This is a genomic window from Gimesia benthica (assembly GCF_009720525.1).
Lineage (GTDB): Bacteria > Planctomycetota > Planctomycetia > Planctomycetales > Planctomycetaceae > Gimesia > Gimesia benthica.
On sequence record NZ_CP043930.1, the window covers coordinates 1,022,581 to 1,037,950 of the forward strand.

The window sequence follows — 15,370 nt, forward strand, 5'->3', positions numbered from 1 at the left end:
AAGCCTGTTTGCACCTACTCTCGTTCGCAGACCAGAGCCCGAGATTTGCCATCCAGGCGGGCAATCACCAGAACGCCTGCCGCCTTGCCTTTAAGTGACAGCTTGCGACGAAGTGCTTCGATGGGAACCGGAATTCGACGGCATTTGATTTCCAGCTGGCCAAAGTCGGCCGAGCGAAAATACTTTTTCAGGTCACGATCCTGATTCGACAGTTCATCCAGAATCCGGAAGCGTCTGAAATAGGGAGAGTCTACCGGTTCGGAAGATGTGAGATATTCTTCTTCCGCATCAAGACGGTTCAAATCACATTCCGCCGCTGCCACATCCAGGAGCCCGGAGCGGACGACTGCCGGATCGGGATCATACAGATATCCCCCCGGTGGAGTGACGCTGCAAAACGCATCCATCGGATGCCCGGCGATACTGGCGACTTCACCCGATTTTGAAATCGCGGTCGCTCGAAATTCCGATTCTCCTGCCAGGCTGCCGAACCAGACGGTTGCTTCTTTACACTCCCCATTCAGGCTGATCAGTTCGGTCTCGCTCCCGGGAAATTTTCCCGCAAAATTACTGGCCGGGCTGAGTTTGATGGCCCCGCCGGCAAATTCCTGGATCAGTCCCTGCAATGTTTCCAGATCGGGTCGATAATCTTCAATGCGAATCACTTTCCCGCCGGAGTGGGGTCTACGATCCGGATCAATATGCAGCAGTCCCTCCCGATCTTTCACCTCTTCCAGAGGCTGATTGATCACAGTCACCTGGTCCGCTACCTCATAAACTTCACTGTTCCAGCGGGCAAACTGGCACAGAACCGGTTCCAGATCAACCCCCGTTACCCGGGCATGTTGCGCCAGGGCGACCAGATCCCCGCCCATTCCACAACAGAAATCATAGACAGAACCGGAAAACCGCGCTGCTTTGTAATTCGAAACCGCTTCAGGCGTGGCCTGTTCCAGGCTCTTTCTGTCGAACCACATCTGATCCGCGCGAGAGAACTTGGCCCGCCCGCGCTCACGCAGTTCTGCCAGGGTCAAAGCAGCACGCACAACATCTTCGGGATACTGTTCGCGCAGTTGTTTTTGTAACTGAAATTCGGTCCCGGAGTGGGAGGCGATCAGTTCAAAGATTTCCGGGGACTGCTGTAATTGCCTGAAACATTCAAGCTCAGAGTGGGACTCGCTGGACATGGAACTGGTTAACGACTTTCTGCCGCTGCTGAAGGTTGAAGCAAACTGGAAACAGCTTGTGTCAACCGGCGGGAGATCTGCTCCAGCCGGCCCGCGTCCAGATCACATTCGATATACCGCACGGAGTCCTGAACGACTGCCAGACCAATAGAAGCGGGTCTGGCCCCCAGTAGCTGTTCTACGGCCAGTGTATAGACTCCTAATTGGAATTCATACTCTGCGATCAGCTGTTCTGCGCTCATTCGTGCCATTCGGGAACCGGTTTTATAGTCAAACAGCATCCAGTCCCCCGACTCGGTTTGAACGAGCGCGTCAATGCTGCCTGTGACTGTCACCGCCTGATCGTTGTCCGCCTCGGCTCCGGGGGGCCAGTGCAACAGAAAATCGAGTTCCCGATAATGGACCCGCGTCTGTTTCAGAGTCTGACACAACTCCGAGGCATACCAGGCGGATATCTGGCGTTCTACCAGTGGTTGCAGTTTCTCACGTATCTGAGGTGGCTGTTCTGCGAGGACGGCAGCGACGATCCGCGGTGCCTGTTCGGGCTTCTCCGGTTCCAGCCGCTCGATGACCGCGTGTGTGATTGTTCCCAGTTGTGTCGCCTCCTCCGCCGACAGCACCTCGTTTAACGGTACCTGGTCCACTTCCGGTTCCAGCAGGTGTTGCAGTTCGGCGTCAATTACTTCCAGTTGCGAAACACTCACATGCGACAGCGCCCCCGGTCGTGGAGCAATCAGGCCATAAGATTCCGGAAATGGTTCGGGAGCCCCCTGTTCCAGCGCGGCGACGAACTGACTGGGTTTCAATTCTCGCTGTTTCTTCTCTGGTCGCGTGAGCGGCTGAGGCATCTCGTGATGAACACGAATCGCAGGAATCTGGTCGGGGGCAACATCACCCAGCGTCAGTTTACCCAGATAGGGATCGATCGCGGGGGCGCCTGTGGTGAGATCAAAATGCCGGGCCAGCAGCTTCATCCAGGGTGATTCAATTTTGCGATCATACGGTAAGCCTGCAGACAGAATCAGGTAATCTGCCGCCCGGGTTACGGCGACATAGAGCAGACGCACGGTCTCTTCTTCGTCGGCCCGCTGTTCCAGTCCCCGGTGCATTTTAAAAGCAAAATTGTCGGGAGTCGTTCCCCGTTCGGCGGGCAGGCTGAGCAAGCCTCCCCATTCCGGGTGCAGGAAGGGAGCGGTTCCTCCCGGTGCAGGCTTACGATCCATGTCAGCCAGAATCACCACGGGGAATTCTAGCCCTTTTGACTGGTGAATCGTCATCAGGCGGACCACATCACTGGTTTCAGGTAATGTCGCCGCCAGTTCTTCTTTACTCTCTTCCAGAATGGAATCACGAATTCGCTGCACGAAATCTTTCAGCGTAAACAGGCCGGTCCCTTCAAAATTACGAGCCAGCTCGATCAGCTTCCTCAGGTTAGCGAGCTTGCGGTCTCCCAGAAACTCGTTCATCAAAGCGGCATCGTAGCCGGTTCGCTCCAGAGCCAGATTCAACAGTTCCACCAGTGAGAGACGATCTTTTTTTGCTCTCAGTTCCTGTAGGACGCTTTGGGCATAACGTACCTGTCGCTGCTGCTCAGGCCGGAGCTCTTCGGGCGGCTCAACCTGCATCGCACGAGTCAGATTGTCTGCGTTTCTGACAATTGAATACAGCGTATCATCAGACAGACTGAAGAAAGGAGAGCGTAAAACGCCCAGGAGACTCAGTTCATCATCGGCGTTATCCAGATACTGGCACAGATTACTCAGATCGTAGATTTCCTGCTGCGCATAAAACGCGCGTCCGCCAACCAGGTAATAGTCCAGATCCTGCTGCTGAAATGCTTTCTCATACAGGGCCACATTCGACAGAGCCCGAAACAGAATACAGATATCCCCCGGCTCCACGCGTCTCAGTTCGCGTTGGCCGGTCTGATGGTTTTTGGCCCAGATCCGGGGAGTCTCGTCTTCCAGCAGCTGGCGTACCCGGGCTGCGATCCAGTCCGCTTCCGTCTCGCGGAGTGCCTCGGCCCCCTTGATCTCCGGATCGTCGGGAGCAGCGAACAGAAATTCGATCGCCGGCGTTGGAGAATGCTGTTCCCCGTCAAAGGGAGTCAACGGCTCATAATACTGCTCCATTGCAGAGGCAAACAGGCAGTTCGTGAAATTCAAAATGGCTGGTTGACTGCGGAAATTGACGCTCAGCGGCAAACGGCCTTGCTCCGGAATCTCCTGACGCAGCTGATGAAAGACTTCGGGATCCGCGCGTCTGAAACGGTAAATCGACTGCTTCGCATCCCCCACCAGGAAGAGCTTGCCTGTGAGAAGTTCTTTTCCACACAAGGCACGCACGATTTCGCTCTGAACGGGGTCGGTATCCTGAAATTCATCCACCATCAGGAACTCGATTCCCGCTGCCGCCCTCTGCTTTGCCTGTGGATCGCGCCGAAACAGGTCGCGGGTCTGCAACAGCAGGTCGTCAAAGTCCAGTAGCCCCTTTTCCGCTTTACTCTCCTGGTATCGACCGGCAACGAACTCTGTGACTCTTAAGACTCGCAGACTATATTCAGCCGCCTGTAAAAAGGCAGTTGGATCGGGTGAAAGAATTTCATAAACCTTCGTGAGCGATTTTCTGAGCTCGGTAAACCCGTCTTTAATCTGCTCATAGACCTCCAGGTCATCCCAGTCTTTCTTCGTCCCTGCTCCCTGTACTTTGGCGTGTTCAATCAAAGTCCCCAGCAGAACCGCACGGTTGTGTTCTGCTCCTTCCAGTAATTCGGGAAGTCGCGATGTCAGGACCTGAAACCGGTCCCGCATTTTCTTATTCACAGGATCCTGGGCCGACATCAGTCTGAGCAAAAACCGGGTGCTTTCCGCATTCGCGATTTCCGCCAGTTGCATGGGAATATAAGAATCGACCCAGAATTTTCGCATGCGGCCTGCCAGCTGTTCCTCTGACAGATCTGAAAACTGTTCGAATTCAATCCGAAACTGCTGAGGCACCAGGGAGATGAACAGTTCATAAGTTCGTTCCAGTCCATAGCGGTAAACCAGTTCCAGGCAATCTTCGTCTTCCTCCTGTAACAGATCGTGAATCGCTTCGCGGACCACCTTGCGTAAAAAGGCGTCACTGGTTCCCTGTTCCAGAAGCCCGAAGTGGGGATCGAGACGGGCACTGACAGCGTGTGTCCGCAGGATCGATGTACAGAAAGAGTGAATCGTGCTGATCCGTGCAGAGTCCAGCCCCCGAATGACGGTCTGCCAGTGTCCGACTTCTTCCGGGGGACAACTGCGGAGTTGCTCCAGACAGGTTTCACGAACCCGATCCCGCATCTCACGGGCCGCCCGTTCGGTGAAGGTAATCGCGACGATATGGCTCAATCGATCGGGAGGACTGCCGGGCTCGATTAACTTGAGAAACCGCTGTGTCAGAACAAACGTCTTACCGCAACCGGCTCCCGCAGAGAGCGCAATCGAGACATCACGCGGATAGATCGCTGCTGCCTGCTGCTCGGTGTATGTGGGTTGTTGCGACATGATCTGGGTCAGGCTTCCTCTGTTGAATTGGACTCGTCATCGGGGCCCGGGACGTGAAGCAGGTCAATCTCCTTACCGAGACTCTCACGATAGCTTTCCACCTGCGATATCCGACAAACTGACTGAAACGCCGGATCCAGGTGCGCCACCCCGGGATCAACCTGCACAGGAAAGATCCCCTGCCGAATCAGGTCTGCCAGATGTGGAACCAGACCATCCAGGGTGGTTTCCAGCAACTCCAGGTCTTCGCCAGACAGAGGGTCGATCTGCTTTCTACGATACGAATGCAGGGGCATCACGAATCCGGTCTCCTGAATTTTCCAGTATCCCAGGTGGAACGGTTCGGCATCTGCGTCGATCATTTCCAGCCGCCGTGCTGCGATGAGATACAAGGCCAGCTGCAGTTTTTTTCCGGAGCGAATCTCCTTCGCTGAGGGTACCGACCGCCCCGTTTTGTAATCGATGATGTTGAAGTATTTCTGTCCCTTGATACTGCCCACATCGATCCGGTCGATCTGACCACGTATGCGGGTTTCTCTCGCGCCTTCGCCGAGCGTCAGGTATTGATATCGCCTTTGATTAGGATCGGGTTCTCCGGGTACCTCACCAAAGGGCACCTCCCTGCCGACCACGGCCGGAACACGATCCCAGAGTTCTTCAAACAGACGGGCATAGGACTCAGACTGCTCGGCGAAAAAGCAGCCCCAGTCTTCCAGGATCTGTTTCTCGATTCTGGTTAACACCTGCTGCAGCCGAGTTCCCACAAAATTCTCGGAGATCCGCTGCTCCAGCAGTTCATGGAATAGTTGCTCAACCTGCTCGGCCGAGTACAACTGGTCGCGCCCCCCCTGCTCCTGCAGCTGCTCAATCAGCCTGGTCAGAATGCTGTGTACGTGGATCCCGCGTTCCAGGTAGTTGGTCCGCAACTCAGGCGGCTCGGGGACTTCAATGCCCAGCACACTCTGAGCAAAGAACTGATAAGGACAGGCCAGGTACAGTTCGAGCTGGGTGGTGCTGAATTCATATTCCGTGGGGAAACGTGCATGAATGGCCCGTCGACTGGCGGGGGATGACAGTATGCCTTCAAATTCCGTAAAGCCAGGCTGTTCAAAGCGTGCTACCGCCATTTCGGTAGCCGCGAGAATATTCCTGATCGTTGCCTGTAATTCCGGATCCTGGACGGCATTCAGAAAGACCCCCGGCCGGTTGTGTTTCAGCTGATCAATGGCCAGCACTCTCAAATCGCGACGGGAGAGTGTCTGCTCAGGACGTGGTAGCGGGTTGAGTTCCCCCGCCTGTTGTACCTGCAGAGTTTGAGGATCAAACAGATCAATCAGAGTGGTCAGATAGGGACTGGGAAACAGCGGTTGCCCCGTGGCACTGATTGCCGGATAACTGAGAATCAGCTTCCGGGTGAACCGTGTCATTACCTCGTAGAAGAGCAGCATTTCTTCCTGCTGCTGGTTCGCATGCAGTTTGAGTGAAAGCCCCTGCTGGTTCAATTCACCCCGGTCTTTTTCACCGTACAGGCAGTCTTCGCGATGTCCCCGCGGGAAACTGGCTTCGCTCAAGCCGCCTACCAGAAGATAGGGGATGTTTAAGTTTCTCAGCTGCGATGCATCGAGTACTTTAACCCGGCCCGTTTCCTCCGGCTGTAGAGAGATCGTCTGTTGTTCGAGCAGGTCAAGCAGCAGACTGCGAAATCCGGACAGGTCCAGGGGCTGAGCTTCTTTCTGATGGAACTGTTCAATCCGTTCGACCTCAGCAACCGCATGAAACAGTAACTGCTGAAATCGTTCCCAGACCTGCTTGTCACGTTTTGCCAGTGGATCATGCTCCGGATCCGCGTCGGCCCAGGTTGCTGGCAGACCAAATTCATTAGCGATGGAAATCAGAATTTCAATCCAGGTGACAAACAGTTCCCGACCTTCCAGCCGCTGGGTTTCCCGGTGAAGTCGTTGCGCCAGCTTCAAAGCGGTATTCAATTCGCGGGCGGCAGCCTTTCGCTCGGGACGGTCAGGAAAACGGGCACTGAGCTCCGCCGCTTTGCGACTTTCGTTTTCCAGAGCATGGATCAAATCCACTTTACCAGAGTCAATTTTGAGCTGCCTCAGCACGCGGGACAACGCACGAACCGCGGCTCCCTCCTGATACTCGGGCCATTGAGGAGCAAAGTAACTCGAATCCAGGACTGACATCAGGCTGTCAAACGACCAGTTTTCAATTTCGAGTTGCAGGAAGGCAAAGATCGTCCGCACGATGGGAAAACGGGAGAACGCCTGCTCTTGTCCCACAAAATAGGGGATTCCTGCCGCTTTCAGGGTTTCGTCGATCAGGTCACCATATTCCACTGTGGAGCGGAACGCGAGCGTGATCTCCTCTGGTAACACTCCCTTTCTCAATAACCCTTTGATTTCCCCGGCCAGCACCTCCAGTTCATTTCGCTGACCGGCGACCGCGAGCACTTTGAGTTGCCCCGATTCCTGAAAGGGAACGATCTCTCGCGGATTTGCAAACAGTTGCTGACTGATCTGATTCCGGGCGTTTCCTGCTTCGGGCTGGTCAAAAGAGACGACACTGATCCGGCCCGGCAAACGTTCTTCCAGAATCCGACGGGCGGTCACCGATTTGGCGAACAGGTCGCCTCGCCGCGATTCCTGTTCGAGCGGAAGCGAAATACAGAGCTTTTCCGTGCGTGTCGCCAGCACCTCCAGAATTTCATACTGCGTGTGCGTGAAATCGGCAAAGCCGTCCAGGACAATCAGATCGAATTCGCCAAACGGGCCCCACATTCCGTCCTGCAACGCGGTGCGCGCGGACCAGAAACGCCCTTCCGAATCGTAACGCCGCATTTCGTGTAACGCGATCTGGTATCGGTTGTAAATCTGGGCGAGTTCCCGGTCTTTCTGCTCGGAATCGAAACCGATGCGGTCACAGGCAGTCGAGAATTCCTCCGGCCAGATTTCCTCCCGCTTCAGTTCTGAAATAAAACTCGAAATCAGATCCAGAAATCCGGATGAACCCGCAATCGAACTGAAATAATGAATCTGCCCAGCGGCGATCAGGTCATCCACGATGCTCCGCAACAGATACCGTTTGGAAATCTCGGGCAGCGTCTGTACCGGTTCGTCCAGCGACTTCAGTATGGTCTCGGCAAAAGCCTCAAACGTATAAACATTCGGAGCAAAACAGATGGGGAGTTGTGGTCCCGGCAGACGGTCAAGAACCTGCCGACGGGAACGTATTGTGGGGGAAAGCCAGAGCGTGGCCCCGGGACGCTGACGTTCCAGCCCTGCCTGCAGTGCACGCCGGTACTCATCCAGCAAATGGTCTGTTTTGCCGGAACCAGCGGTTCCTGTCAGGATTTGTACTTCGGGTTGCATCGGAGTTGCCTGGTGGAATCAAGCTTTCATTTCACAGAGATTTCCCCTGCAATGTATCCTGCTGAACTCCAGAATTCAATTTCAGTCGGTTTTCCCGTGGAATAAGGTTTTCGGGGCAATGTATCCAGAGCAAATCTTGCCACTGGTTTCCAGATCGCCTACACTAATAGAGAAGCAAATAAAGATCCGCCGCGTTACGACACCCGACAAAACACATTCCCCATTCCTGAAATCTTTATTTCTGCCCGGTTTGAGTTGTGTTCTGTAATTCTCATAAGGAATCGTCCATGCCAAAATTCCGCTTGATCAGTTTGTGCCTCTTACTTGCTCTGATGGTCTCGTCCCCTTTCCAGTCCCTCTCTTACGCAGATGAAAAAGAGAAGGAAAAGGACGAAGATTACTACCAGATGATGAAGCTGTTTGCAGACACTTACGAGCAGATTGAACGTAATTATGTGAAAGACATTGACCGCAGGGTGCTCCTCGAAGCGGCCATTCGAGGTATGGTTCAGGAACTGGATCAATACTCCAGCTACATCAGCCCCGATGATCTCTCCCGCTTCAATCAGGTGGTCGAGCAGGAGTTCGGCGGGATCGGCATCCAGGTGCACATTGACGATCAGAACAACCGACTGACCGTGATGACTCCGCTGCCTGGCACCCCCGCTTACAAAGCCGGGATTCGGGCCGGCGACATCATCGATTCGATTGAAGGTAAGTCCACCAAGGGTTTCACACTCTCCCAGGCGATCAAAATTCTCAAAGGTCGCGAAGGGGAAAAGGTAAAGATGTCCGTAATTCATAGAGGCACCGACAAAGTAATTCCCGTGACAGTGGAACGGGAAATCATTCATGTCGCTACTGTCCTGGGGGATACCTACAAAGACGATGACGCCTGGGATTATATGTATGACAAGAAAGCCAAAATTGGTTACATCAGACTCACTCACTTCAGCCGTCATAGTGCAGAAGAACTGCGGTCTGCCATCGAAGATCTGCGCAAGCAGGGTATGAAAGGCCTAATCCTAGATCTGCGTTTCAATCCGGGCGGTCTGCTTTCGCAGGCGACTGAAATCTCGGACATGTTCATCGAGTCCGGTAAAATTGTCAGTACGGAAGGCCGCAACAGCCGGAACCGGAAATGGGAAGCCACCTCTAAGGGAACTTTCAAAGACTTTCCAATGGCGATTCTGGTGAATCGCTATTCTGCCTCAGCCAGTGAAATCGTTTCGGCCTGTTTGCAGGACCACAAACGTGCTGTGATCATTGGTGAGCGTACCTGGGGTAAAGGCAGCGTTCAGAACGTCATCGAACTTGAAGAGGGCGACAGTGCTCTGAAATTGACTACCGCCAGCTACCATCGTCCCAGTGGGAAGAACATTCACCGTTTTCCAGGAGCCAAAGATACCGATGTCTGGGGAGTGACTCCGGACGAAGGTTATCGCCTGCGACTGACCGATGATGAGCTGGAAGCGCTGGGTGAATACCGCCGCAAACGGGATATTCTGGATCACACTGCTAAACTGGATACCGAATTCAAAGACAAGCAGCTGGACCTGGCGCTGGACTACATCAAGGAGCAGCTGAGCGGTAAAAATAAACCAGCTGACAAGGACGCCGACAAAAAGGCTGAAAAGAAACCGGAAGCCAAAGAAGAGAAGCCGGCCAAAAAAGCAGCTGCCGCTCCCGGGCCGGCAGGAAATACGCTGGTCATCCGGACCACCTGATCTCCTCTGACAGTATTCTGACAGAGTTACACTGACACAGCGGAAAGCGACTCGCGGAGCCCGTTATCTCCAACAGTCGCTTTCTTTTTTCATTATCCGAGCTTCCATGAGCCCCACCGACGAATATCTTCTGGCAATCGAATCTTCATGCGATGAGACTGCAGCTGCTGTCATTACCCGCGACATGCGGATTCTCTCCAATGTCGTTTCCTCTCAAACCGATCTTCATGAAAAGTTTGGGGGCGTGGTGCCGGAAATCGCCTCTCGAGCGCATCTGGAACGAATTCTTCCTGTGATCGATGATGCCCTGAAGCAGGCTGGAATCGAGTTGCAGCAGTTAACCGCAATTGCCGTCGCGACCGAACCGGGGCTCGTCGGCTCTCTGCTGATTGGCCTGACCGCGGCCAAAACACTGGCTATGACACTCGATTTACCCCTGATTGCCGTGAATCATATTGAAGGGCATCTCTTTGCCTGCCAGATGCAGGAAGACCGCCCGCTGTTCCCAGCGATCGGCCTGGTAGTCAGCGGTGGACACACCAATCTGTATCACTGCTCGGAAACATTCGAATTTGATCTGATTGGTGCCACCATCGACGATGCCGCTGGTGAGGCGTTCGATAAAGTAGCAAAAATCCTGGGGCTTTCTTACCCGGGCGGTCCGTCTATTCAGAACGCAGCCACACACGGTGATCCGCGCGCGTTCAAATTCCCCCGCACGTTTCTCAAAGACCCGGAACTGCGTTTCAGCTTCAGCGGTTTAAAAACGGCGGTGCTGTATGCGGCACAGGGAAATCCAGGAGCGAAACAGCAGCCACCACCACTGGATGATCAACGGATTGCCGATCTGGCTGCCAGCTTTCAGGAAACCGTGGTTGATGTGCTGGTCGGTAAATGTCGGCAGGCAATCGAACGCTACAACTATTCTACACTCTGTGTAGGAGGGGGCGTGGCTGCTAATCGCCTCCTGCGTGAGAGGCTGGCTGAAATGACAGAGCAGGCAGGAATCCACCTCAGCGTGGCTCCTCCCGATTTATGCACCGACAATGCTGCCATGGCTGCGATCGCCTGGCATCACCTCGATCAGGGACGCATTGCAGATCTTGACCTGGATGTCACTCCAGGGCTGGTTCGTTAAATCGTTCCGATAACACATTCAGGGCTGCAGAAAACTGAAAGTGAAAATATCGGTAACATTCGTGAACTGTGGCGAAACGGAAATCCTGACGTAGCGTCTGTCTGGTGAGACGACGGCAGCTCCCGTCAAGCTGATACCTTCAGGTACGACACGAATCACAGGCTGATAGGCAACTCCGCCCACATTCTGCACTCCCGTTACCAGAGGGACCTGTCGTCCCGTCGAGATGCCTGCCTGGCGAGATACTCGAAAGCTCTGCAAGGATTCCCGGCTTCCATTGATGGCTGGTCGAGAGGAAATAAACCGCCCGGAGGCAGGCTGCAGGCTGCTGTTTTTCTGTGAATTCTGAGGCACTTCTGATTTCCGATTACGACGCCCCTTCTCCAGGTCGATGCGAATGATTCGATCTTCGCGGGTCAGGGGAACAATCATCGTTTGCACAACAGGGTGGTCCGAGCCCTGGTAGCGGGTTATCTTCAGCTTGGCCCGCTGACCGACAATATCGCCGGAGACATAACGCACGCGCACTACATAGGTTCCTGGAAAGCCATGTGCACATAGATAGTCTTCGTGGCAATTCTCCTGCTTGGGTCCATAGCCATCATTCAGGAGCACGCCTCCCCCTGCCGTCAATGGTGACTCAAACGAGCAGACAGTGCCCCGAGGCTCTTCCACAATCAGGTCCAGATCACCATCGCCATTCCAGGTAAGTTCCAGCTTGAGGTCTCTCTCCAGAGCCTTTCTGCGGGCCACCTGCACCCGTTCTGCCTCTGCCTTGCGACCGGCCTGCTTTAACGACTGCTCCAGATTAGCCAGAGCGTTCAAGGCTTTTTCATGCCACTGGTCATAATCCTTAATCCAGACATGTGTCAGAATTCCTGAGGCTGCCCAGAGAATGCCTTCCGGATCCTTGAGCTTCTCAGCCAGACGTAATCCCATGATGTAAGGCTCGGGGCGGTCTGGCTGTAAATTTGCGGCCTGCTGGTACAGCTTGAGTGCCTGCTGGTCCGCTTTAAAGCGAGTCAGATAGGCGGCCGAATAGACCATGCTGGGGACGTCAGCGGCAGAAAAATCGATACGGGAAAGCAGAACCCGTTCGATCTCAGGTTGCGGTCGCCCGACAATTTCCATCGTCAGTGCGAGGACATCGTACATCCAGGGTTGTGACTGATTATGAATCAATGCGGCATTGATGGCTGCGATCACATGCTCGTGTTTACCTGACTGATGCAGGTTGAAGATCAGGTCATTGACCAGTTCCGGCTTCGGTTTTCGCTTGGAAAAATAATCGTTCCAGAACTGCGCGGGGTTCTTAATATCCCCCGTGAGCGGTGACTTAAACTCCTTGCGCGAAGTTGATTCAGTACCAGTAAAAACGGAGCCCTTCCCTGAAGAAGGACTCCGTTTTGTTAACTTGGATTGACGGGGAGAATCAGGCGAGCCCGATTTCCCTGTTACTGCACCGTTACTGGTTTTTTTTTGAGTTGTTCGATGGTGCTGTTATTGAACTGAAAAGGCTTGTCCTGAACCTGGAACTGTGCCGGCTTGGAATTGGTTTCAGTTTCTCCCAGAATCCCATCCAGAATGGCTTTCATTTCTCCATCCTGAATTGGTTTAATTTCTGGTTTCTGAGCTGCAGCTTTTCCCTGGGGAGCAGCTTTCGCTTTGGCTTTCTGTGGAGGAGCGCTGTTCATCATCAGCATCTCAGGAGCAACATTGAAGAAGCCCTGACCACCACCGCCACCGCCGCCGAAGCCACCTTGGCCGCCACCACCAAAGCCACCACCACCACCAAGTCCACCTTGACCACCACCGAGGCCGCCCTGCTGGCCACCAAAGCCACCCTGGCTGCTACCGACTGATGATTGCTGTGTCGAGACTGAGATTACCAGGTCAGCGACCGGATAAACCCGGGTGCTGTAGATTTCCTCAGCCTTGGCACTCGTAGTGATTTTCATCACTTCGTCTTCGATGACATAAGTCAGACCGATGGGCTTGAGAATAATGTTCAAGGCACTCTTCAGTTTGATACCACTCAGCGAAACGTTGACCGGCTCATCAACTGTCAAACCATCTTCACCCAGGTCATTCGAGTTAATCAGGATCGTGATGTTGTGCAGTTCCGAGAAGTAAGTCATTACTTCAGACAGTGGGATGTCGGGGAAGTTGGCTTCCGTTTCTTTTTGCAGTTCTTCAAAGATACGCTGTTCAGCAGGGCTGTTCTGATGCAGGTCAACTGCGGCCCATTTCTTACGACGCTCTGTCAGGCTGGTCCAGACCGGAGCGGATGGCCAGCGAATCGGAGGTTCATCCGGGAACGGAACGTGTGAAAGCTCAACCTGGTACAACGTTTCCAGAAAGCGGTCAGCTCGCAGCGAACGCATGCGGAAGACTTTATCCAGCTGTCCTGCAGCTTCTGATGTAAACAGGGCTGCTGTTGCAGGACCGTTACCCGGTTCCATATTCACAGCAACACGGGAGACAGCTTCTGCCTCTTCGTAGGCGTCACTGTTACCATGCTTACCGTCCTGAATCAGCGAACGCACGCGGTCGATCAGCTGCTCCAGTTTTTCATCTTCCAGCAGAACCTGGTCGACCAGACGTTTCTGCTGTTCCAGCTGAGCAATCTGCTGCTGCTGGCGAATTCTGCGTGTTTCAGCGACTTCCATCTGGCTGCGGACATCGACCATCATGTTATTCAGGCGACGTTCCAGCTGCTGACGAAGATCGATATCAATATCAGAGGTTGATTTCAGGAAATTCAGTGATCGTTTCAGAACTCCCAGAGCACCATCCGGATTATCGGTGGAGATCTGACGTGCCTCTTCGATGGCATTGGAAACCTCGATTTTCATCTGGGCTCCCTTGATCTGACGAAGCTGCTCTACTTTGCTGATGGCGTCATCGATTGGCGGCTGAGGATCCGCTTTCTGAGTCGCTGGTGCAGGAGCGTTACCGGCAGGCTGTTTTGTATCAGCCTGGGCCAGTTGATCGTTCTGGAATTTCTGAGAGAGCTTCAACAGGGAGTCAGCACGGGAGTTGCCGGGATCAAACTGCTGCAGCATGTTACCAAGACGAGCAGCCTGTTCCATGTTTCCGCTACGGATCGCCTGAGTCCCGGCGAATTCCAGTTGAGCCATGTGTTCTTCATGTGAGGTACGGGCCAGATTCATCATCCGCTGGCCAGCGTAAGCAACTCCCAGTTCCTGACCTGACTGATAATTCACCCAGGGAACTGCGAGGAAACTGTTGACGGCCTGTGATGCGGGTACGTTGAATTTCCAGATACCTTCGAGCTGACGATTGCTCAATTCAACAGTCAGCTTGCCGTTCATCTCGCCGCGAGCCAGGTAGATGGTCTCACGATCTGAGCGGACAGGCAGAGCACGCGTTGTGTTGAGGTGCAGTTGTTTGTCAGAGACTCGAATTGATTCCGGATAGAATACTGGAGCCTGTACGGCCTGGGCCAGTTCTTTGCCGACGATGGTTGGCAGATCCTGTTTTCCTTCGGCCAGGTCGGTCAGGACAATACCGCCGGTGTAAACGGCCAGTGTATCCAGCATCTGCAGGTCCTTGCGAGGACCCACGCCGTAGCTATGTACGGGAATGTGATTGCTTGCAAATTGTTGGGTGAGTTGTGCCATTTCCGGGAGAGAAATCAGACGGGCAGAACTCATGCCATCGCCAATGTAGACGATGGAGCGAGGCTGTGCATTCTGCAGCCCCTGGAAAGCGGTTTTGAGGGCCTGACCGAGGTTGGTTGCCCCCAGTGGAGCCCGGGTGGCCAATGATTCAACGGCCAGTTTCGCTTCACGGCTCTGAGGACGCACAAATTCGCTCACGAAAGGAGTACATTGCACGTCCGCTGCATAAATGGCGACAGTCGCGTCGTTGGGGAGCTCGGTCAGAAAGGCTTTCAGTACATCCAGAGCCTGAACACGATGTTCCCCGACCTGACTGGCTGAGGTATCGAACAAAACCGCAATCTGCTCACCAGCATGACTGGAGGCCGGCAGACGATCGGCTTTGAATCGCAGGGCGTAATACTGTTCACCTGCAGTGTTTCGGTAACTGAGGATCTGGCCAATGTTTGAAATTTCCGGAACGGAGTTCTCGGCATACCCCTGTGGAGTACATAGCAGCATCGCAGCGGCTGCCCAAACAAACATTGTGATTCCAAATCTGGATCGCGACATGATTTCTCTCTCCCGAGTAACTTAGGTAAGAATGCTCGAACTTAAGCCAGGATTGACGATTGCCAATTTGCGCATTCTCCTCAACTGTGCATTCTATATACAGTCTCGGACACCATTGAAGGAAATTCCCCCGATTTTCTCTTAATTCTCCAAATTTGATGCGAGTTGAAAAGGCCTCATCGGCATTGACTGAAGTATCCGCGCAATTT

At 53.8% G+C, this 15,370-nt stretch carries 7 protein-coding genes; 2 read left to right on the forward strand and 5 right to left on the reverse strand.

Annotated elements, in window-relative coordinates; all coding sequences use genetic code 11:
* Window positions 1-14: 14 nt before the first annotated feature.
* Genes F1728_RS04145 through F1728_RS04155 form a run of 3 tightly spaced genes read right to left on the reverse strand, consistent with a single transcriptional unit; the run spans window position 15 to window position 8,100 of the window.
* On the reverse strand, window positions 15-1,187 hold the full coding sequence (locus F1728_RS04145) for a class I SAM-dependent methyltransferase (RefSeq protein WP_155363016.1): 1,173 nt from the start codon (window positions 1,185-1,187) through the stop codon (window positions 15-17).
* Between the two features lie 8 nt (window positions 1,188-1,195).
* Window positions 1,196-4,717 carry a UvrD-helicase domain-containing protein gene (locus F1728_RS04150; protein WP_155363017.1) on the reverse strand — a complete coding sequence of 1,174 codons (3,522 nt, stop codon included), beginning with the start codon at window positions 4,715-4,717 and terminating at the stop codon, window positions 1,196-1,198.
* Between the two features lie 8 nt (window positions 4,718-4,725).
* Window positions 4,726-8,100 carry a PD-(D/E)XK nuclease family protein gene (locus F1728_RS04155; protein ID WP_155363018.1) on the reverse strand — a complete coding sequence of 1,125 codons (3,375 nt, stop codon included), beginning with the start codon at window positions 8,098-8,100 and terminating at the stop codon, window positions 4,726-4,728.
* A gap of 287 nt (window positions 8,101-8,387) precedes the next feature.
* On the opposite strand from F1728_RS04155, the gene F1728_RS04160 reads away from it, so the two are divergent.
* Together F1728_RS04160 and tsaD are read left to right on the forward strand one after the other, a co-directional pair.
* On the forward strand, window positions 8,388-9,827 hold the full coding sequence (locus F1728_RS04160; protein ID WP_155363019.1) for a S41 family peptidase: 1,440 nt from the start codon (window positions 8,388-8,390) through the stop codon (window positions 9,825-9,827).
* 106 nt (window positions 9,828-9,933) lie between these two features.
* Window positions 9,934-10,965: a tRNA (adenosine(37)-N6)-threonylcarbamoyltransferase complex transferase subunit TsaD gene (gene tsaD / locus F1728_RS04165; RefSeq protein ID WP_155363020.1), complete on the forward strand. Its 1,032-nt coding sequence runs from the start codon at window positions 9,934-9,936 to the stop codon at window positions 10,963-10,965.
* Window positions 10,966-10,983: 18 nt separating this feature from the next.
* On the opposite strand, the gene F1728_RS04170 is transcribed toward tsaD, so the two are convergent.
* Together F1728_RS04170 and F1728_RS32070 are read right to left on the reverse strand one after the other, a co-directional pair.
* Window positions 10,984-12,171, reverse strand: a complete 1,188-nt coding sequence (locus F1728_RS04170) for a tetratricopeptide repeat protein (protein ID WP_155363021.1) — start codon at window positions 12,169-12,171, stop codon at window positions 10,984-10,986.
* Between the two features lie 248 nt (window positions 12,172-12,419).
* Window positions 12,420-15,161: a VWA domain-containing protein gene (locus tag F1728_RS32070; protein WP_261344506.1), complete on the reverse strand. Its 2,742-nt coding sequence runs from the start codon at window positions 15,159-15,161 to the stop codon at window positions 12,420-12,422.
* Window positions 15,162-15,370: the final 209 nt, after the last annotated feature.